Origin of the sequence: Flectobacillus sp. BAB-3569 (assembly GCF_002270355.1) — a bacterium.
In the GTDB taxonomy this organism is placed as follows: domain Bacteria; phylum Bacteroidota; class Bacteroidia; order Cytophagales; family Spirosomataceae; genus Flectobacillus; species Flectobacillus roseus.
The window spans coordinates 1-21,636 of record NZ_NJFZ01000027.1 but is presented as its reverse complement, the minus strand read 5'-3'; the positions used below and the strand labels follow the sequence as shown (position 1 = coordinate 21,636).

At 39.4% G+C, this 21,636-nt stretch carries 6 protein-coding genes and 1 pseudogene; 6 read left to right on the top strand and 1 reads right to left on the bottom strand.

The features are described from left to right. Positions 1-70: 70 nt before the first annotated feature. Positions 71-2,266 carry a S9 family peptidase gene (locus BWI92_RS21930; protein WP_310588947.1) on the top strand — a complete coding sequence of 732 codons (2,196 nt, stop codon included), beginning with the start codon at positions 71-73 and terminating at the stop codon, positions 2,264-2,266. Between the two features lie 357 nt (positions 2,267-2,623). Then, the gene (locus tag BWI92_RS21925; protein ID WP_095166842.1) at positions 2,624-3,844 is read left to right on the top strand and encodes a sugar MFS transporter; all 1,221 of its coding nucleotides are present in this window, start codon (positions 2,624-2,626) and stop codon (positions 3,842-3,844) included. An 87-nt stretch (positions 3,845-3,931) separates the two neighbouring features. On the opposite strand, the gene BWI92_RS21920 is transcribed toward BWI92_RS21925, so the two are convergent. Continuing rightward, complete coding sequence (locus tag BWI92_RS21920) at positions 3,932-5,677, bottom strand: gliding motility-associated C-terminal domain-containing protein (RefSeq protein WP_095166840.1); 1,746 nt, start codon at positions 5,675-5,677, stop codon at positions 3,932-3,934. A gap of 1,175 nt (positions 5,678-6,852) precedes the next feature. Here BWI92_RS21920 and BWI92_RS21915 point away from each other — a divergent pair. From BWI92_RS21915 to BWI92_RS21900, 4 genes and pseudogenes are all read left to right on the top strand, one after another. After that, positions 6,853-14,643 (top strand): thrombospondin type 3 repeat-containing protein, encoded by a 7,791-nt coding sequence (locus tag BWI92_RS21915; RefSeq protein ID WP_095166838.1) that lies wholly within the window; start codon positions 6,853-6,855, stop codon positions 14,641-14,643. 37 nt (positions 14,644-14,680) lie between these two features. Continuing rightward, the gene (locus BWI92_RS21910; RefSeq protein ID WP_095166835.1) at positions 14,681-15,415 is read left to right on the top strand and encodes a C1q-like domain-containing protein; all 735 of its coding nucleotides are present in this window, start codon (positions 14,681-14,683) and stop codon (positions 15,413-15,415) included. 165 nt (positions 15,416-15,580) lie between these two features. Then, positions 15,581-20,872, top strand: coding sequence for an Ig-like domain-containing protein (locus BWI92_RS21905; protein WP_095166833.1), 5,292 nt, complete (start codon positions 15,581-15,583; stop codon positions 20,870-20,872). Between the two features lie 14 nt (positions 20,873-20,886). Beyond that, positions 20,887-21,636: pseudogene (locus BWI92_RS21900) on the top strand (hypothetical protein); the annotation flags it as partial.

The window sequence follows — 21,636 nt, the reverse complement described above, 5'->3', positions numbered from 1 at the left end:
AAGCTCAAAAATTAAATTATATTTTGCCCACTAACTAGTTTATATCAACAACAGAAACCTTTTATATACAGTGAAAAAAACACAACTAATCATTTGTTCCGTAATAGCATTGCTTATGTACAGTAGCCTGAGTGTAGTTGCTCAAAAGAAAAATGTGAGCCTTGACGAAGTTTGGAGCAAATTTGCCTTTTCGCAAAAGCAAGTTCGTAGTATCAATTGGATGAAAGATGGCTCGTTTTATTCGGCACTAGAAAACGGTCGTATTGTAAAGCATCAGGTAACTGACGGAGCTGCCGTAGAAACCCTCTTTGATGAAGGAGTAAGTGTCGAAAATCTTGGTCAAAAGATTACGATTGCAGATTATACTTTGTCTTCCAACGAACAAAAAATCTTAATTGAAACAGATCCTGAGCAAATTTATCGTCGCAGTTCGCGCGCTGAAAACTTTGTGTATGATATTAAGACCAAAAAATTGGTTAAGTTATCGGCTGGAGGCAAACAGTCTTTTGCAACCTTTTCACCAGATGGTACTAAAATAGCTTTTGTTCGCCAAAATAACCTTTTTATGGTTGATTTGAACACCATGGCTGAGCGTCAAATTACGACAGATGGTAAATGGAACAACATTATCAATGGGATGTGCGATTGGGTATATGAGGAGGAGTTTTCTTTTGCAAAAGCATTTTTCTGGTCGCCAGATAGTCGCAAAATTGCTTTTTATACCTTCGACGAAAGCAAAGTGCCAGAATACAATATGCAAATGTGGGGTAAGCTGTATCCTACTGACTACCGTTACAAATATCCAAAAGCAGGTGAACCTAACTCGGCTGTAAGTATTTCGGTTTATAATCTTGTAGATACCAAAACAGTAAAAATGGATTTGGGTAAAGAAACCGATTTGTATATTCCACGTATTCGTTGGACAATCAATACCAACGTGCTATCAATCAGTCGCTTGAATCGTTATCAAAACAAAATGGAATTGATTCACGCTGATGCGTTTACGGGTAAGACAACGACTATTTTGATTGAAGAAAGTAGAACTTACGTAGATGTTGAAAACTTTGGCGACGATCTAACGTACTTGGCTGACGGCAAAAGCTTTATTATGTCTTCCGAAAAAGATGGCTATAAACATTTATATCAGTATGATATGTTGGGTCGTGAAGTTCGCAAAATAACATCTGGTAATTGGGAAGTGGATAATTTTTATGGTATTGATGAATCAACCAATACATTGTATTTTACTTCTACTGAGATTGCCTCTATCGAACGTCATTTGTACAGCATTTCGTTGGATGGTAAAGTGAAAAAGAAGTTGTCTGCTGAGCGTGGTATGAACTCTGCCAACTTTAGTCCAGACTTCAAATACTTTATTTTGAACAATTCGGCATCAAACAGTCCATTAAAAGTAAGTTTGTATCGTTCTGCTAATACTCAATTGATTAAAGTGTTGGAAGATAATGCTGATTTGCGTGCACGTTTGACAGGTTATAATATTTCTCCAAAAGAATTTACTGTAATCAAAACTGCTGATGGTGTTGAGCTAAACTCTTGGATGATTAAGCCTACTAATTTTGACCCAAATAAAAAATATCCTTTATTGATGTTTGTATACGGTGGCCCAGGTAGCCAGCAAGTATTGAATCAGTACGATGGTGCAAACTTCTACTGGTATCAAATATTAGCTCAAAAAGGTTACATCGTAGCATGCGTAGACAATCGTGGAACGGGAGGACGTGGCTCTGAGTTTAAGAAATGTACGTATTTGAACTTAGGAAAATTAGAGGTTCACGACCAAATTGAAGCAGCTAAATATTTTGGTAAACTGCCATTCATCGATGCCGCACGTATTGGTATTCAAGGATGGTCTTATGGTGGTTTTATGGCATCAAATTGTTTATTTCAAGGTGCTGACGTTTTCAAAGCTGCCATTGCTGTTGCTCCTGTGACCAACTGGCGTTATTATGATACGGTATATACAGAACGTTTCTTGAGAACACCTCAAGAAAACCCATCTGGCTACGATGATAATTCACCTGTAACTCATGCTAAAAACTTGAAAGGTAACTTCTTATTAGTTCATGGAACTGGTGACGATAACGTACATTTTCAAAATGCAGTAGCCTTAGAAGATGCTTTAATCAAAAATAACAAGCAATTCCAGTCATTCTATTATCCAAACAAAAATCATGGTATCGCAGGAGGAAACACTCGTTTACACCTTTATACAATGATGACTAATTTTTTGGAGAAAAACTTATAATCTGATTTTAGGTAAAATATAACCAAAACATAAAACCGCAGAGTTGAAGCTGATAAAAAGCTAAAAGTCTGCGGTTTTGTGTTTTATTGTTGTTGGGTAGTAATAAATTGCCGAATTTAATTTTTAAATATAATATTTATTAGTATTTACTGTAAATTAAGATTAAAGATATTGATTTGTTCTGAAAATCAGTATATTGCATAATATTTTACTAAAAGTTCCAACTTTTATTTGGTTGAAAAAACCTTTAAGTAGTCCTAAATATAATGATTATCATCCGGTTATATTTTGTTCTCTAGTAAAATTTGGTGTTTTTCGGTAATATATTACGTTATATCCAATTTTCTTGTACAAACTATGAACAACAAAAAACAAAATTACTTAGGCCCTTTGATTATCATTGGGGTATTATTTTTCGTATTCGGTTTTGTCACGTGGGTGAATGGAACACTGATTGCTTTTTTCAAAAAAGCATTTAACCTAGATAATACAAGTTCGCTACTAGTAACCTTTGCCTTCTTTATTTCTTATACAGTCATGGCGATTCCTTCGTCAGAAATTTTGAAAAAAATAGGTTTCAAAAAAGGTATGGCTGTAGGTTTGGGTATAATGGCAATTGGTACGTTAACTTTCGTTCCTGCTGCCAAAATGGCTTCTTACATTCTTTTCTTGGTAGGCTTATTTGTGATTGGTATCGGTTTGACTTTATTGCAAACGGCTTCGAATCCTTATGTGACTATCCTAGGAGACCGCGAAAGCGCTGCCCAGCGTATTAGCATCATGGGTATTGCCAACAAAATTGCAGGTATTTTGAGTCAGAAACTTTTGGGAGGTTTGCTATTGGCAAGTAGCACAGTGAGTGTTGCTGTATCGAGCGAAACAGAATTAGATAAAGTAACAGTACCCTATTTGATTTTAACAGGTGTATTGATTGTACTGGCTATTTTGATCATGCTGTCAAAAGGTTTGCCTGAAGTGAGTGAGGAACAAGAGGGTGATACATCAGAGAAAAGTGAAAAAACGAGCATTTGGGCTTTCCCAAATTTGGTTTTAGGCTTGGTTACATTGTTTAGCTACGTAGGTCTTGAGGTAATTTCGGGAGATACAATTATTAGTTATGGTATTTCACTAGGTTTTCCAGAATCAGAAGCTAAAGACTTTGGTCAATTTACTTTATGGTCGATGTTGGTAGGTTATGTATTAGGAATTGTATTGATTCCTAAATATGTATCACAACAAACTTGGTTAAAGTTATCATCTTTATTGGGTGTAGTAATTACACTTGTGGCATTGTTCACAACTGGATACACCTCTGTGTTGAGCATTGCCTTATTAGGCTTATCCAATGCCATCATGTGGCCAGCGATTTGGCCATTAGCGATTAATGGACTTGGTAAGTTTACCAAGCTAGGTTCGGCCTTATTGGTAATGATGATTGCTGGTGGCGCTATTTTACCACTAGTGTACGGTAAATTGGCAGATACCATCGGTGCTCAATCAGCTTATGGACTTTTGATTCCATTGTACCTGTATATTGCGTACTATGCAACTTGGGGACATAAAAAGACTAATTGGTAGAAAGACTTCTCTATTTTATCAGCAGATACACAATATATTGTGTATCTGCTGATAAAATAGAGATTTAAAATAATCAATTGACAGTACTCACCTCATCAATACAAAGGCTCCACTTTGATTATTGATGAGTCCATTATTTAATTCTACTTCTAACTGATATGCATAACTACCAACCTCAGCTAAAACTCCTTTGTAAGTTCCATCCCAGCCACTGGTCTGATCAGTAGGGGATAGGTTTTCTTTCCAAAATATCAATTCACCCCAACGATTATAAATTTTCATACTTTTGATTTGCTTTACACAACCACTAGCATAAGCAAAATAATAATCATTATGATTATCGAGATTAGGAGAAAATGCATTAGGTAAAATCACGATGTCACATCGTCTTACGGCTATATTGACAGTACCTGTATCACGACAAGAAGTATTGTCTTGGCTCACGACATATACTTTGTATTGTCTACTTTGACTGGGTGTTACCCAAGTTTCTGAGCAAGTCGCACAAGCTAGATCGATGGGGGGAACCCAAGTGTATTGATAATTTCCAGTAGAATGGGCTATGGTTTTTAAGAATGCTTTATCGCCAGTTACTAGATTGAAATCAGATTGCTCTAATGAAATATCAACATCAACAATCGTGAGATAATTAGTAACAATACTATCACATTTGCCAGCACGTTGTAAGGTGTCTACATAAATACCTGTACTATTGTAGGTTTTGCTACCAACACTGAGCGTTTTTCCAGAACAAAGACTTACTACATTACTATACCTGGTAAGTGCTGTTACTTGTAGTTTAAGTGTGATGGTACTATCGCAGATACCTTGCCGACTAATATTGATCGTATAAATGCCAGTTGTTTTATATTTTTTGCTATCAACCGTTACCGATTCGCCTTCACAGATTGTCGAATCAATGGTATTATAAACATGTTGATATTTGAGTTCATATTTTAATTGCAGTTCGCAGGTCTTATCCAAGCTTGCAAGAGGTAAAACTTTCACCCAAAGCTTATCGCCCAGCGTGGGCTTTACTGTAATGCTTGAGGTTGTAGCACCAGTGTTCCAAGTATATTGTGCAAAACCATCTGGAGCTGAAAATGTCATAAAACCGTTTTCGTCTGGACAAACCGCATTTGCTTTTATTTCCGCCTTCAAACATTGCGCATCAAAGTAGGCATATCCAAAGTGAGTTCTTTTGGTACAGCCATGTGCAGTAACTTGAATATTGATACGTTGACCAATGTAATTGCTCAAATTGATTGCGCCTGTTGTCCAGTCCTTATATTCAATCGTACCATTTGTATAGGTTTGAGATTTAAAGGTTGCCGTAGAACCAGGTGTTGAAAGTTGCACATCAAAATAACTACAGGCTAGCTGATTTCCATTTTGGTCAGTGATTTGAATATTGAAACCAGGTTTTTGAAAATCGGTATGCCCTTGCCTATCATTTGCGAGCATTACTGCAAATTTATACTGAAATAAAGCATTGTCAGCGGTTACATTAAAGGATGTTTTTAATCGATGGTAACTTCCTCCTTCTGTATCACTTCCAAGCCGAATAGCATAGTTGCTACCCGATACCACAGATATTTTATCTTGAGTGATTTTGGCATCGTAGCCTTCACTGATGTTGACAATTTTATGATCTGCTCCTGAAACTTCGGTGCCATAAACAGTTTTTGTACCGTCGTCAGTGAGCGTCCCACGACTAAGTGACCACCCCGAAATATTTCCTAATTCGAAGCCAATATTGGAACAGTCGGTTTGAGAAAAAATCAAAGAATGAAAGCATAATAAAAAACATAAGGGAAGTGAAAACTTGTTCATATACTAAATATTTAGAGGGGTGATAAATTGCCTGTGTTTTAAGCTACTAGACCAGAAATGATAGGGGAAACGTTGTGTAGGAACGAGGATTTTCCAAAAATTAAGATGAGAATCTTTCAAGGGATAGAGTGTAGCGAAAAATATATACTTTTTAAATCCTCTACGAAATAAAAAAATCAAAAGTGTTGAGATTTGATTTTCGCAAAATACGAAGCTTTTGAATGATAAATATTGACTTTTTTAATGACGTACAGACACGTTCGTTCATTAATTCGAGGGTTTCATTATATTTTTCGTGTCGTTCGTTGTAAAATAAGCTTAAGGTGAATTTTTTAAAATCAAGTGGTGTGAAAATTGCTCTGTTTGATGTAAACCTAACCATTATTATAGTTTAGAAAGTATTTGGTGACCTGTTTGAAAATACTTCGTATCAATTAATACTCAAGTATTCTTATTGAGGGTTAACATTAAGAAACACCAATTCGCCTAGGTAGCTATGATTTCTCCTGCTTCATAACTACTATCCTTTGTAGCTAAATAAAGATTAGTCTCTTAATTGAGAGCTAATTATGATAATTTTTATCTGAAGTAAATAGTTTGATTATTGTATTTGTAGAACTCGTATCAGTTGTATGAAGTGTTCTACATCAAAAGTATTTAAAATAAAGATTAAGAGATTGATAGTTGGTGAGGAATGGCGTGTCTATGACTTAGAAATCAAGACTGAGTATTCCTGATATTTAGCTTCTACAACATATAACTGCAATACGGATCGATAAGCGTATAATTTGAGAGTTTTCAATGAAAATACGATATAGAAAAGAAAATTAATACTACGAAGATTTTAGTGTTCCCCAATCTAAAAATATCAATAAGACTATAGAGAGATTCTTACTGTGGAGTAAAGCCTTATTGTAGCAAGAATACTTTAAACTATTTAAATCAACTACGGTAGTTGACCTTGACTACTAATTGATTAGATATGACCAAACGTACTATTGGAGTAATTGTAAGGATATTGTTTGCTTCTACAGAAATAATAAAGATAGACAGGTGTCGCTAAAAATAGGAAATAATCGAATATAAGGATATGCAAATACACCACAAAAGTGTAGCATCAATCTGTACATATCAAAAAATCATTATAAGGTGTAATAAATAAAACAATAATAAGTATGAAGCTTTTAAGTCTACTTTTCACTAATTACTTTACAAAATGGATCTATCTATTTGTATTAGTATTATTGCTCTTTTGTGTAGAAGGAACAACGGCTTATATGATAAAAGACCTAAAGGGGACTATTGAAGAAATGTTGAATAAAGTTCAATACTCAGGTTCAACCAAGCTGAAAAGTCCCATTATGCAAAAAGAGAATGCAAGGTTATTTTCTCAAAGTAGAAAGAATAATTTAACAGTTCTTCTAGACTCTGATGGTGATGGCGTAGAAGATTCTATCGACCTTGATGATGATAACGATGGAATTTTGGATACGAATGAGTGTACAACTCCAATCACCTCATTAATAACTGATGAGTTTAATGGCTCGTTTGGAACTTTACTACCAGGGACAGTTGGGGTGCCATCAGGGACTATTACAAGAGATTTGCAAGTGCCACCATCATCTAGTTATATATACAAATCACCAAATAATATAAAGGATGGTGAATATGCTGTCATTTCAAAAGATAATTATCTTTGGTTTGGACAAGATGGGAGATTCTATATAAATGGACATACCACTGGAGCAATGAATGACGCATTTTTAGCAGTAAACGGAAGTACTTCTTCCAGCGTATTTTATAAGAGTCAGGTCACTGTTTCAACTACTGGAAGTTATGACTTTGGATTATGGGCTACGGGTGCTAAGGTGGCAGGAAATGAAAATTGCAATGTAGGGGTAAGATTAAAAAATAGTGCGGGAGTTATAGTTGCCTCTAAAGCTAGTGGCATATTGCCAATTACAGGGACATGGGTTGAAGTAAGTTCAACTTCTGTTTCACTTACGGCAGATACATATACATTGGAGGCTTATAATATCTCAACTGATTTGTCGGGAAATGATTTTGTGATTGATGATGTATATTTAAAACCAACTGTCTGTAATACGGATACTGATGGCGATGGTATTCCCAATGTACTTGATTTAGACTCAGATGGCGATGGTTGCCCAGATGCTATAGAGGGTGGAGCATCATTTACTACAGCCAATTTGGTGTCTTCTGCGATGGCAGGAGGGAACAGCGGAACAGGATATACTGGAACATCAACGAGTCAAGTAACGCAAAATTTAGGAAATGTCGTTGGTAACACAGCCACTACCATGGGGGTACCGACGATTGCTGGTACCGGGCAATCAATTGGATTTAGTCAAAACGGGAATTCTAACGCTTGTACTGATACAGATGGTGATGGAGTTGCTGATATTGCTGATTTTGATGACGATAACGATGGTATTAGGGATTCAGATGAATGTCCAGGTGCATTTCCTTACAGGGTGTATGCTTTCAATCGAGCTGGTCCTGGTTGGGCTACTAATGCTCCGTTTACTATTCAGGGAGCAACCACACAAAGTACTCAAATAAACCAAAATGGGCCGTATTCAGACCTGAGCTACAACAATCTTAACTGGAAGTTGTTAGCAAGCAATGTATTGCCTGATGTTAATAATAAAATTACGGTTTCGCTACTGCCTACAGCCAGCACCACAGGAACATTTTTGGTTGCGGATGCGGTATTGGTTACTAATGGGACAAACACCTATGTGATTGATAATTCCAGTACCACTGGTTTTACAAGAACAGGAACTTGGAGCTCGCAAGGAGTTACGAGTTCTTATTTAGGTGAAAATATATATAGTGATACCCCTCATACTGGTAAAACTGCTATTTGGACATTTTCGAATGTAGCATCGCCTACTTCTTTGGTCGCTTGTGACCTTGATGGCGATAATATACCCAATAGCTTAGATTTAGATAGTGATGGCGATGGTTGCCCTGATGCTATAGAGGGCGGAATGTCTATCAAGGCTTCTAATTTAGTAAGTAGTCTAATGGCTGGTGGCAATAGTGGTGCCAATTACAATGGTACCAGCAACACTCCCGTAAGCCTTAACTTATGCTCAAGCTCCACTTGTGTAGGCACTACAGGAATTATGAATGGTGTACCCGCCATCGTTGGGATTGGACAAAGTATTGGTACAAGTCAGAATGCTACTGCACAAGACACATATTGTAATACTGTTGACTCAGACAATGATGGTATAGTAGATATTGATGACCTTGATGATGATAATGACGGTATTCTTGATACAGTTGAATGCCCTACACTGGTATTCCAAAATTCAAGTGGAGAAACCTACACAAACTGCCCAAGTTTATCATTTAATGGAACGATTGACTATGCTAATGGTTGGAAAACTCCAGGCGGGATTACTGGTTCAGGAGGTCAGTTAATGGTTTATGACCCACTTGGTTGTATATCGCCAAAGCCTGCTGCCACTTGGCAATCTTCTACCGAACTGACCAGTGGGTCAGATGGGAAAGCATGGGCTGGTATTCACGGAACAGAAAGTATTCAGGCTTCAATAGGGGCTAATGTTCCTCCTGGAACCTATACGATAAAGTTTGATGCAGGTTATGTGGTTAATTTACCTTTTACACAGCCTGGACAAGTGGCAATTTATGGGGTTGAAGTTGGAGCCGCCGATTTCTCAACAACTAATTTGTTAGGAACATCCAGTTCAATTAATAACGAGTTGTCAAGCTCTAACCAAGTATGGAAAACTTACAGCATCACTTTTACGACAACAAAGACATTTAACCGAATGTATTTTTTGCATTTGGGTAGTTTCAATTCGGCATCAAATTTTAACTCATACCTTTATCTTGATAATTTCAGAATCGAACCGGCTGTACAATTATCTTGCGATATTGATAATGATGGTATTGTTAATAGCCTTGACTTAGATTCAGATGGTGATGGTTGCCCAGATGCTATTGAAGGTGGAGCAGCATTTACAACTGCCGATTTGGTGTCTTCTGCGATGGCAGGAGGGAACAGCGGAACAGGATATACTGGAACATCAACGAATCCAGTAACGCAAAATTTAGGAAATGTCGTTGGTAACACAGCCACTACCATGGGGGTACCGACGATTGCTGGTACTGGGCAATCAATTGGATTTAGTCAAAACGGGAATTCTAACGCCTGTACTGATACAGATGGTGATGGAGTTGCTGATATTGATGACCTTGATGATGATAACGATGGAATTTTGGATGGGGTAGAGGCAACACCCGTTTGTTTTACAAATGCTACTGGCTTGACAAATCCAACACTGACAGCAGGAACGACAGGTTATAATAACGCTCCAACTGGTTGGAGTATGTACTCTACTAATGGAGGAAGTGTCGATATTTTTAGTGGTAATTGGCCTTATGGAGGTAATACCCAGACTACTCCGACTGCTACTTTATTTCCGGGTAATACATCAAGTACTCTATATCTTTACGGGCAGGGAAATGGTGGTTCGGGAGCTGCTGGCGGTTGGGCTCCTTACGGTGAAGCCTTCCAACAGACTGTAACTGGGCTGACTATCGGTAAAACTTACAGTGTATCATTTCGTGGGGCTTTTACTTTTCTTAATGAATATCCAAGTCAAATTGCAGGTTTAACACGTCCAACTACCTCACGTTTTGTATTACTACGAGATGGCACTTTGGTGTCATCTTCACCGGACATAAGCTTGGAGGCTGTTGCTCAGTATGTAACACTGTCTTTTACTGCAACTGCTACCTCACACGTTCTGGTTATAGGACATACAGCACCCAAAAATACCGATTTCTCAATGATGATTATTCAGACTGGTTCGGGCTTATTTTGTGATGGAGGAGTGAATAATACTCCAGACCTCGATGGCGATGGTATTGTTAATAGCCTTGACTTAGACTCAGATGGTGATGGTTGCCCAGATGCTATTGAAGGTGGAGCAGCATTTACAACTGCCAATATTACGACTGATGGGGTTTTAACGGGAGCGGTCTCTTCGACTACGGCTACGTTGGGTGTTCCAACGCAAGCAGGTACTGGCCAAACAATTGGTACAAGCCAGAATGCAGCAGCTCAGGATGCCGCCTGCCCAAAACCAGATAATGATGGCGATGGTATAGCAGATGATATTGACCTTGATGATGACAATGATGGAATTTTGGATACTGATGAAGATAAGATAACGTATTTATGCGGTGGTGATGCCATGGGGGTATCTAATCCTACATTAAGCACTTCTTTAACGGCATTTTCTCAATCAACAGCTCCAACTGGATGGTCATTGCTTGCTAATAATGGAAGTGTAGACATAAGTACTGGTGGTGCATATTGGCTTGGAGCCCTAAGAACAGGAGATGTAAGGAATTTATTCCCTGATGCACCCTCCAATGCTATGTATATTTCGGGGTCTTCTTACGGAAATAACTCTGGTTGGTCTGGAATTTATGGTGAAGGAATTCAGCGGGTTGTATCTGGATTAACTGTCGGTAAAACATATACCTATTCCTTTGTTGGGGCAGTTGGTCAGCGGCCAGCGTTTTCTCTAGTTACAGATGCTACTTGGGTTTTGTTAGTTGACGGGATAGAAAGAAGCACAGTTCCTGTGAAAGTTGGTGTAGTGGCAAAGAGAGTGATTCTCACATTTACTGCTACAAATACATCACATACTATTGCTATAGCACATCGACCACCACTTACAGCTAACATTACAGAAATGTTTATTCAGACTGGGTCAGGATTAGATTGTACTCTCACAGAAATTCTACCGGATTCTGATAATGATGGTATTGTTAACAGCCTTGATTTAGATTCTGACGGAGATGGATGTCCAGATGCTATAGAGGGTGGTGCGGCCTTTACTACAGCCAATATTACAATTGCTGGGGCATTAACGGGGGCGGTATCTTCGGCTACAGCTACGTTGGGCGTACCAACGCAAGCTGGTTCTGGCCAAACAATTGGTACAAGCCAGAATGCTGGTATTCAAGATGCTGCTTGTCCGCAAGCAGACAACGATAGCGATGGTATAGCAGATGATGCAGACCTTGACGATGATAATGATGGAATTCTGGATGAAGTTGAATGTTCTTCTTTCGAACTTAATCCATATGCAGGTTCACCTGCTACAATTTCAGGTATTATAGGTTCATCAACATATACCTTAACAACAAGCAATACGACTAATGTGAGTCTAAATGCAACTAATGCAATTTCAAACAATACAGACCAAACTTTTAATAATGCAAATTATTCGCCACGAAGTGCAAACTCCGATAAAATAGGATTCTACAGTGCTGCAGGGGCAGTTGGTTCTGTGTCTGGAAGAGTTACCATAAACTTTTCTACACCACAAGTTAACCCCCGCTTTCATTTCCGAAATGTTGATTTTACGAAGTTTAACTTTGCATCTACACCCGGAATTGCGTCTAATGCACTTATAAAAGTAAGCGGAAACTCCCAAATGGTGATTAATGGATTGGTGGTTTCGGATGTTAATCCATCAACATATGATACTAATGATTCTCAAACGTTAAGTGCATGTGGTACAGTAGTACTTATAGGCACATACAGCCAAGTAGTCATGGACTTAGTCAAAGCTGCCAACTTAGCAGATGGGATTAATTTAAGAATAACCAGTAGTAATGGGTGTGATACAGATGGAGATGGCATTGCTGATGGATTAGACTTAGATTCTGATGGTGACGGTTGTTCTGATGCGATAGAAGGAGGAGCAAATTTTACCACTGCTAATTTAGTTAATTCTACAATTGCAGGAGGAAACACTGGTACTGGATATACGGGGACTTCTACAAATCCAGTAACGCAAAATTTAGGGAATAATGTGGGTACTACAAGTACTACGATGGGCGTACCAACGATTGCGGGTACTGGCCAAACCGTTGAGTTTAGTCAAACAACTGCAGTGAATGCTTGTACGGATGCCGATAATGATGGTGTGCCTGACGTGTACGACTTGGATAATGATAACGATGGAATTTTAGACTACGTAGAAAATAGTAACTGTTCCGTAGTGGGAGAGACTGTTATAACGAATGCCTTTTTTAATTTGGCTACCGCTGGTACGCTCATTCCTAAAGGAGATATTAGGAATATTCCAGGTACTGGAGGATTACTATATAGTTACAATAGTAGTAATGAGGGGGGCGGTTCTAATGACCTGCTTGCCCGCTCAACAGGACGTTTCCGCTTGTTAACAGCTGCACAAAGTAATACAGGAGCGTCTATCATGGCCATTGATGCTAATGGAGCTGACCTGGTTGATGATGCTGCCATGTCTGTTTTTGTGGCAGGGCAATATATTAATTTACTTGATGGGAGACGATACACCATTGAAGGTGATTTTTCACTTGGTATATCAGTAACAGGAACTCCGAGCAATGAGTTTGGTACTGGTCTTGGTGCTCCCGACCAGGACCCTCTTTGGAAGGATGAAGTAGTAGGTTCATACGATGGCGTATTTGTATCTGGTCTTGGTGGAACAGCATTACGCCGTGATCCAGATAACAATGCTCCCGGAAATGGTTTTACGAATCTTGCTCGTGCTACTGGCTGGTATCGCCAAAAAACTACTTATTATGTAGCTCTCAATGCGTCGAATGTACTTACTCTCTATGCTGACAATTCAATTCAGCGATATACAAGCGGGACTCTGGGGGCGGCAACCTTGGCAAACAAGATTGATATGGGACCTGCCAGTGACTACCCTTGGCTTTATAAAGCAGTTATTTATGCTGGAGTTGACGAGTTTGTAACAAATGTCAAGTTTAGTGTAGGAACTGATTGTGACACAGATGGAGATGGTATAGCTAATAGATTTGACCTCGATTCAGATGGCGATGGTTGTTCGGATGCTATAGAAGGAGGTGCAAGCTTTACAACTGCTAATACTACTCCAGTTGGTGCATTAACGGGAGCGGTATCTTCGGCTACGGCTACGTTGGGCGTACCAACGCAAGCAGGTACTGGCCAAACAATTGGTACGAGCCAGAATGCAGCAGCTCAGGATGCTGCTTGCATTACCTGCCCAACAATAAGTAATTCGGCCGAAAGTAATGTAAATCCAAGCCTTTGTAATACTACAACAGGTAGCATCAAGATTTGTGGATTAATGGCTAATGGTACGGGATATACTATTAATTATAATAAAAATGGTATAGCAGCCACACCGTTGACTAATCAGACTGCCGATGCCTTTGGCTGTGTCACGATTACAGGTTTAACAGCAGGTAGCTATACGAATATCAGGATAAGTGCAACAAACTGCCCAGCAGGAAGTAATGCTTTGAGTGCGACTTTGACAGACCCAGCTGCACCAGCTGCCCCTATAAATTTAGCAGGAGTGCAGTCGAGTGTGTGTGTTGGTACAAGTGTAGCATTAAGTGCCACTGGCACAGCAGGTACAACCTATAATTGGACCGTTAGTCCAACAGGGGCAACACTAAGTTCTGTAGAGGGAATCATATTTGGAACAACTGCAAATAATACTTTCAACAGCACTGCTGCCGGAATTTATACTGTAAGTTTAACTCAGACTATAGCAGGTTGTACTTCACCCGCCGCTACTACGATTATTACGGTAAATTCCACGCCAAGCATAGTAGTGCCAGCAGCAACGACCAAGAGTAATATTTGCCCAGCATCAACAGTTGATTTAACAAGTTTACAACCACCTGCTGTATCAGGAGTGACCTATGAGTGGCACACAGTTTCGAACAATCCAAGTGCAAGCAGTTTGGTATCAACACCAAGTGCTGTAACAGCAGGAATCTACTATTTATATGGTAGGTCGGCAAGTGGGTGTTATAGTGTCCCTTCAAGTGCCGTCACGGCAATAGTGACTGCCGGCTGTAATCCTTGTAAAGCTGGCGATATAGCTCCTACATTCATAAAAAATTAATAACGTAATCTTTTTTTACAAATAAACAAAAAAGAAAATGACAACTAAACATAGTATTCTGATTGCCCTTATTGGCTTTGTAGCGTTTATTACAATTAGTACACAAACATTTGCACAGGTAAAGGTTGGAAGTAACCCTACTTCAATTGGCACTACCAGTAACTTAGAGGTTGAAGCTAGCAATGGCAATAAAACGATTATTAATAAAGCCACAGGACAAGTAACAGTGATAGATGGAACGCAAGGAGTAGGTAAGGTTTTTACCTCTGATGCAAATGGGGCAGCCAGTTGGGTTGCTCCAGTGGCACCTCCAGCAACTACTATTGCTCCATTTTCAGCAGTGTTATCTACTACTCGCCAAAGTTTTACAGCAAGTGTTGCAGGTAATACAGCTCAGGAGGTGAAATTTGATGGTGAATCGTTTGATGCTTCTAATGCTTTTACCCCAACCACAGGACGATTTACTGCTCCTACAGCGGGATATTACCTTTTTTCAGGAGCAGTGCAATTTGATAACACATTAGTATCTGGACAACCTACTTTCGCAGGTGTATCAATGACCCTTACTAAAAATTTTGGTGCAACGGGTTCTTCCAGACTTGGGCAGTATGTGGCTACAGGTGGCGGAACTATAGTAAGTGGCTCTCTCTCTACAATAGCATTTCTAAATGCAGGTGATTATGTAAGTCTGACAGCAGGTGCACAAATAAGCAGCGGAACAACCTATCAATTGGTAAGCTTAAGTTTTTACGGTTATAAGATTGCTAACTAGATGTGTATGGATTCAAATGCTTTACTGTTATTAGTCAATCTGAAAATATACTATTCAAAATAGTAGCAGTAAGTTGTTGTCATTCATAAACCAGAGGTGAAAAATACCGCAAAAGAAATCATTCTCCTTTTATGATTGACTAATCAACACTATAAAATAAGAAATATGAATATAAACTATATCTTCGGAAGTACCATACGCAAGTATCGGATATCTTGGTTCTGTAAGGTAGTGCTGGTAATTACACTGGTAAGTTCATTTACCTATGCACAGACAGGAAATTATGTGTTTTCAGGTAGAGAAGCTGCTAACTATGGTGTGGTTAACTTAGCAACACCAGGTGGACAAGCTTGGACAACCGACCGTGGTTTAATACCTGGCTATTTTTCGGCTATTGGTACTGCATCTTACACAGGTGGGAGCGATTTAGCCAACATAAATGGCTATGTAAAACATTATGCTAATGCAGCAAATCAATCGTTTAGCTTTCCTGTAGGAACAGGTACAGACTATCGGGTTCTTAGTGTGAGCGGTACACGGTCTGCTACATCAGTTGTTGGTGTGGCTTGGATCTTAGGCAACCCATCTAACACACCTGATCCCACAGCTCCAAATGCAGGAACTCATCCTATCACTGCATTAGGAATTGGTCTTACTGGCGTTAGTCCAGTGGGTATGTGGGACTGGCAAGATATATCCGCTGATGCTGCTGGGCTTACCGTAACGGTTAGTATTCCTGACCTTAGTAGTTTTGCATCATCTGCAGCTGACCTTCGTCTTGTAGGATGGGATGGAACAAACTGGATTAATCTTTCAGGGTCTTCGGGAGCTACAGGCTTGACCGAAAATAGTACGCTTTCAGGTACGATGAAAGCAGGTATCACTGCTTTGGCAATTGGAAAAGGTCTCGCTCCTTCGTTCATATCATTGACTAATACTTGTCCAGCTAATAGTGTAAATTTATCAACAGCTGTTTCTTTGGTGGGGACCTTGCCATCTAATACCATAATTACTTGGCATACAAGTTTACCAGCAACAAATGCAAATATAGTAACCAATACCACGGCAGTTTTGGCAGGTACCTATTATGGTGCGATAAAAGACACCCTAAATAACTGTTTTAGTCCAGCATTAAGTACGGTTACTGTATCGATTACTCCTTGTTGTCCAACAGTCACTAATACATTAAGTAATAATATAAATCCAAGTTCATGTAATAGTTCAACAGGTAGTATTAAACTTTGTGGATTAATAGCTAATGGTACAGGTTATACTGTTAATTATGACAAAAATGGTATAGCCGCAACAGCGTTAACGAATCAGATAGCTGACGCATCTGGATGTATCAACATTACAGGTTTAACCGCGGGTAGTTATACAAATATTAGAGTAAGCACCATAAACTGTCAAGCAGGAAGCAATACATTGAGCGCAACGTTAACAGACCCGGTAATACCGTCGTTAACGAGCACCAACTTTACTCATACAAATCCTACAGCTTGTGCAAGCATTAATGGTACCATTAAAATTTGTGGTTTGGAGGCAAGTTCTATGTATTCAATTGTTTATAATAAAAATGGAGCAGTTCAAACAGCAGTAAATGCAAATACAGACGCATCTGGTTGTGTAACAATATCGAATTTATCGTCAGGTACTTATGATAACTTTGTAGTTAGAAATACGATAACAACTTGTAGCTCTAATGTGATAGGGGGTTCAGTTGTTCTTTCCGAGCCAGTTACAGCTACAATCAGTATTGGGGCTAGTCAAAATCCAAGTGCTTGTGGGCTAAATGATGGATTCATACAGATGAGTGGTTTAGTTTCTGGTACTCAATATACCTTAAACTACATGCTTAATGGTACAGGTTTAACACCAGTTGTATTTACCGCATCAGGTGGTACTTATACAATTAGCAACTTGACATCTGGAAATTATACAGGTATAACAGTAAGTAGTTTGGGTTGTACATCCAATGCATTAAGTAAAGTTTTATCTGACCCAATTACAGCTACCATTTCATTATCTGCTAAAACAAACCCGACGGCATGTTCTGCAAATGATGGTTCATTTACATTGACAGGGTTGGCGCCTTCTACCTCATATATACTTAATTATATGAAAGATGGAATAGCTCAAACTCCTGTGAGCTTTACTTCTACGGGTGTTTCATATACACTTTCGGGTCTTATTCGAGGAGATTACACCAATATTCGTGTGACTAGTTCAGGTTGTGTATCAAATAGTGTTAGTACAAGTTTGAATGATCCAGGTGCTGTGATATTAAGTTTGGGTACACCTACTCAACCAAGTGCCTGTGGCGTGTCAGATGGAACGATTACGTTATCTGGTTTAGTAGTGGGTAATACCTATGTACTTAGATACAAGAAGAACGGTATCTGGCAATCGTCTTCAACGGTACTTGCCAGTACAACATCTTATACAATTACTGGGTTAGGTGCTGGAAGTTATACTAATATAGCGGTTACTCAAGGAGGCTGTACCTCAAATTCCTTAAGCCAAGTTCTTAGTGATCCTGGAGCCGCATTATTATCATTAGGAACGATTACACAAGTATCTTCTTGCGGCGCTACAGATGGTTCAATTACGCTTTCAGGTTTAACTACAGGACTTTCCTATATTTTAAATTATACTAAAGACGGTATAGCACAAGGCTCTATAAGTTTTACTGCAACAGGTAGTTCTTATATAATGTCAGGTCTAGGCGCTGGTCAATATAGAGGAATCAATGTCACACAAGGAGGATGCACATCTAGTAGTTTGAATACTCAGATTTCAAATCCTGGAGGAGCAATTATAGATGTAATAGGTCTTAATCCTGTGACTTGTACGCCAGGGAATGATGGTGGGCTAATTATTACAGGCTTGTCTCAAGGGTTGTCCTATGTCTTAAATTATATGAAAAATGGAGTTGCACAAACCCCTATTTCCATAGTGTCGAGTCCTTCAACCTCTTACAAGATAAATGGGTTAGTTGCGAGTTCATATACAAATATTACAGTAACACAATCTACTTGTATTTCTAACGTGGTTAGTGAAACATTACTTAGTCCAGCAATCACAACAGTTCCATCCTTTGGCGTTGCTACATTAAACAATGTTTGTCCTTCACCAACAGCGGACTTAACAGATTTAACGGCAACAAACTTACCCGTAGGTTTGAATATCACATGGCATTCTGGTAGTGTGGCGACAAGTATTAATAAAATAGCAGATCCAACATCGATTGGCGCTGGACAATATTATGCCTCATACTATAATGCGACAACACTTTGTTACAGCCCAACAGCACTCATTACAGTATCAATAGCTCCATGTGATAGTGATGGAGATGGCGATCCAGATAGTACAGATCCACAGCCGACAAACGCATGTGTATGGAGTGCTAATCAGGTATTAGCGAACACCTCAACCACATGGCGTAATGCAGACTGCGATGGTGATGGTGTACCAAACTACAAAGAGGTTGCAGGAACAGATAATAACCCAGCAACAGTTTTAGATAATACAAACCCCTTAGATGGATGTAGCTATAATGTAGTGGATCAGGTGTTAGCAAACACGAGTGTAGATTGGAAGTTATTAGATTGTGATAAAGATGGTAATCCAAATGGCACCGATCCAAATCCGAAGACCCCTACTGCTGTAAATGATTTGTTAACAGCACCTTTTGGTATAGCCTCAACAGTCAATGTATTGTCGAACGATGACTTCCGCGCATCAGCTACCATTAGTCTCTTGAAGACGGGAGGGACAGCGAATGGAATCGTAGTATTTACACCATCAACAGGTATACTTACATATACGCCATCTGCTACAGAGCCAGGGACGAATGTTACTGTCACTTACCAAGTATGTAATACAGCGGTGACGCCACAAGTATGTGCGAGTGCAACGGTGACGATTAGTGTACCTGCTGCAGGAGACTTGGATGGCGACGGAGACCCTGACAATACAGACCCTGCCCCTACAGATGGTTGTGTATGGGGACCGAATCAAGTATTATCAAGTACAACGACGGCATGGAGAAATAGTGACTGTGATGGCGATGGTGTAACAAACTACAAAGAGGTTACAGGTACAGACAATAACCCAGCTACGGCTGCTGATAATACAAACCCATTAGATGGTTGTAGCTATAATGCAGTAGATCAGGTATTAAGTAATACAAGTGCAGCATGGAAATTATTGGATTGTGATAAAGATGGTAATCCAAATGGTACTGATCCAAACCCTAAAACACCTACAGCAGTAGCAGATGCGTTTACGGCCAAGTATGGTAGTGCCACAGGCTTTAACATCTTAGCCAATGATGACTTCCTACCAGGCTTGAGTACCTCACTGTCAAAAACAGGAGGAACGGCCAACGGAACAGTAAGCTTTAACACGTTAACAGGAGTACTTACTTACACGCCTACCTTGGCAGAACGCGGTACGACAGTAACTGTAACTTATCAAGTGTGTAACACAGGTGTTACGCCAAATGTATGTGCTAGTGCTACGGTAACCATTACTGTTCCAGTAGATACAGACGCAGATGGAGTACCAGATGTTGATGACTTGGATGATGACAATGATGGTATCTTGGATACTGTTGAAAATGCTCAACTGAGTGCAGATACCGATGGAGATGGTATACCAAACCGCTTAGATTTAGATAGTGATAACGATGGTATCAATGATGTAGATGAGGCGAATGGTGTAGATGCAGATGGCGATGGTATGGCAGATGGTCTGGTTTCTCCAACAGGGATTCCATCGACAGCAGGCTTAGGATTAACACCACCTGATACAGATAATGATAATAAGCCTAATCCATATGATTTAGATAGTAATAATAATGGAGTTACAGACTTAGAAGAAAGTGGTTTGAATCCTAATTTGGATGTGAATGGAGATGGTATAGTAGATTGTACGACTAACTGTGATCCAGATGGAGATGGTATTTTGACACCAGTAGATGGTTTACCAAATGTATGGAAAGACGCTTTATTACCAGACTTAACACCAACTACGGAGATTAATAGTTTGGAATTCTTAACAGCAGGTGCTTCTAGAGATTTTGTGGTAAATGTGTATGAAATCAACGACAAGCCAAATGTAGCAGGTAGCACGATTGGATTCAGAGTTGCGAAGATTTCAGGCTTTACGATTACGTATTCAAATACTTCAGGAACATCAAATGTATTTGGCGGAACGGCGAACAGTAATAGCGATTGGACTTTTACAGAAAATGCCAACTTTATTACAGTGACAGCTAAGCCAGGAGTCGTAATTCCACAAAATGGGCAAAAGACAATCGGCTTTACGGTAGCACGTAAGACAGGAGTACCAAGCAACACAAGTCAAAATATTACAGTAACCATTATCTACGGTTCAGCTGGAGAAGAAAGAGTAAACAACAATACAGTAGAGACGAAAATCACAGCTAACTAAAAAAAGCAAGCATTATGAACATTTTGCAAAAAATAGTAATTCTTCTAGTCTGCTTGACACTAGTTAGTGTAAAGATTCAGGCTCAAGATGTAAGTATCAATATTATTAATCAACCATCCACAGTGACTCAAGGATCTACCTTGGGTCGGGTGACAGTGGATATTTGTAATAATGATGGCGGTAGCCGTAGTGCTGCTGCCAATAGATTACGTCCTTTGATTACATTGCCTAGTAGTCTAGTTGGTTCTGTCATACCAATTACGACTACAGGGTGGACAGTACTTCCGATAGATATCAATAACCCGACTACCTTACGTTTTGAAAATACGGTTGCGATTGCTCCCGGAGAGTGTAGTCAAATAGTGATAGGCTATACGGGCGTAAATATTGGTGGTCCCCTCACAGTAACAGGAACATTAGGATTTAATGGTCCTCAAACGACAGGTAACCTAACTGGGAATGACAACAGTACAACCTCTATTACGGTAATAACTGGCGATACAGATGGAGATGGAGATCCTGATATAACAGATCCACAGCCTACAGATCCATGTGCATGGGGAACAGGTCAAGTATTAGCGAATACAACAACAGCTTGGCGTACTGCTGACTGTGATGGAGATGGTGTAACGAACTACAAAGAAGCAACAGGGACAGATGACGATCCATTAACATTGGGTGACAACACGAATCCCAATGATGGATGTAGTTACAACAAGGTAGACCAAGTGATAGGCAATGTAAGTGCAAGCTGGAAAACCTTA

What these genes read in the sequence shown, in the direction of transcription:
- BWI92_RS21915 (WP_095166838.1), top strand. Translation starts at nt 6,853, where the DNA reads ATGAAGCTTTTAAGTCTACTTTTCACTAATTACTTTACAAAATGGATC.
- BWI92_RS21925 (WP_095166842.1), top strand. Translation starts at nt 2,624, where the DNA reads ATGAACAACAAAAAACAAAATTACTTAGGCCCTTTGATTATCATTGGG.
- BWI92_RS21920 (WP_095166840.1), bottom strand. Translation starts at nt 5,677, where the DNA reads ATGAACAAGTTTTCACTTCCCTTATGTTTTTTATTATGCTTTCATTCT.
- BWI92_RS21905 (WP_095166833.1), top strand. Translation starts at nt 15,581, where the DNA reads ATGAATATAAACTATATCTTCGGAAGTACCATACGCAAGTATCGGATA.
- BWI92_RS21910 (WP_095166835.1), top strand. Translation starts at nt 14,681, where the DNA reads ATGACAACTAAACATAGTATTCTGATTGCCCTTATTGGCTTTGTAGCG.